Consider the following 1,683-nt stretch of genomic DNA (forward strand, 5'->3'; position numbering starts at 1 on the left):
CCCCCTCTGTCAGCCTAGTTGTCCAGTTGGCGGTTTCGCCTGAATTTAACCAATCAGGGGCGGCATGGGAGCATTCATGCCACGCTATTCCGAAGAACGTAAAGCCGCCGTGTTGAAGAAGTTGTTGCCTCCGCATAACCGAAGTGTCGTGTCGGTGGCAGCAGAGGAAGGCATATCTGATGTGACTCTGTATAGTTGGTTGAAACAGTGTCGAGAACAAGGAATGCCCGTGCCAGGTAATCGTAGTACCGGGGAAGACTGGTCCCCCGAAGCCAAGCTGGCCGTTATCGTTGAAACGGCCTCTATGTCCGAAGCCGAACTCAGCGCCTACTGCCGTGAGAAAGGCCTGTATCCGGAGCAAGTGCAGCGCTGGAAAGACGCCTGCCTTCAGGGCGCAGGTATGCAACAAGACCAGGATAAAGCGGCTCAGAAACAGAAAAGAGAGTCCCGGAAAACCATCAAAAAGCTGAAAGCGGAGATTCGTCGCAAAGACAAAGCTCTGGCTGAAACCACTTCGCTTCTGGTGTTATCAAAAAAGCTCGAAGCCTTGTACGGCGAAGACCCGGAAAGCAGCGAGGACGACTGACGCCGCTGGAGGAACGTACAAGGCTCCTTGAGCTGTTTGATGAAGCCGTTGTCGGTGGCGCAGCCCAATACAAGGCCGCAAAGTTGATGGATGTCAGCGAGCGCACACTGAAGCGCTGGCGAGGTTTTGACGGCCGGGTTGAAGAAGATCGCCGCCCTGAGGCGGAGCCGGTCGAGCAGCCCCACAAACTCACGCAGGCTGAGGAGTTGGCCATTCTGAGTGCCTGTAATCAACCTCAGTACCGGAGTTCGCCACCGTCACAGATTGTGCCGTCACTGGCCGATAAAGGCGTTTATCTGGCCTCTGAGTCGTCGTTTTACCGGGTACTGAAGAAGCACCAACAACAGAATTGTCGGGGGCGCATGAAGCCGCCTCGCAAGGTGCCGGAGCCGACCAGCTTCACCGCGACAGGCCCGAACCAGGTGTGGACCTGGGACATCAGCTACTGCCCGTCAGCGGTGCGTGGGCAGCACTGGTATCTGTACCTGATCATGGACATCTACAGCCGCAAGATCGTTGCCTGGGAAATCCATGAGGCCGAATCCGGAGAACTGGCCAAGAAGTTGGTTGAGCGTGCATTGCTACGCGAGGGCTGCTGGCACAATCCGCCAGTACTGCACTCCGACAATGGCGCGCCAATGACGTCTTACACGCTCAAGGCCCGGCTGGCCGATCTGGGCATGTTGATGTCGCACAGCAGGCCGAGAGTCAGCAACGATAATCCTTACTCGGAGTCGTTGTTCCGGACCGTCAAATACTGCCCGGAGTGGCCCTCAAAGGGCTTTGCATCGCTCACCGCAGTGCGCAACTGGATGCTGGCGTTCGAGTACGCCTACAACGAGCAGCACTTGCACAGCGGCATCCGGTTCGTGACACCGGCAGATCGGCATCGTGGTGTTGATCACAAACGCCTGGCACACCGGAAAAGGGTTTATGAAAGAGCAAAGCGCCGGAATCCACGGCGCTGGTCTGGAAGCACCCGAAACTGGGATGTCGCCGGACCGGTATCGCTCAACCCTGGCAAGTTGCAGGAAGTTGAGCGCAATAAACTGGCCGCCTAAATGCGGTCATTTGGACAACTGGGTTGAAAATCGCCG

The 1,683-nt window shown here is 56.9% G+C and carries 1 pseudogene; it reads left to right on the top strand.

Annotation, left to right across the window (positions count from 1 at the left end):
• Window positions 1-76: 76 nt before the first annotated feature.
• Window positions 77-1,647 (top strand): annotated as a pseudogene (locus tag MLD24_RS21445) (IS3 family transposase).
• The last annotated feature ends 36 nt before the right edge of the window (window positions 1,648-1,683 follow it).

This window comes from Marinobacter xestospongiae (assembly GCF_023156385.1).
GTDB classification, from domain to species: domain Bacteria; phylum Pseudomonadota; class Gammaproteobacteria; order Pseudomonadales; family Oleiphilaceae; genus Marinobacter; species Marinobacter xestospongiae.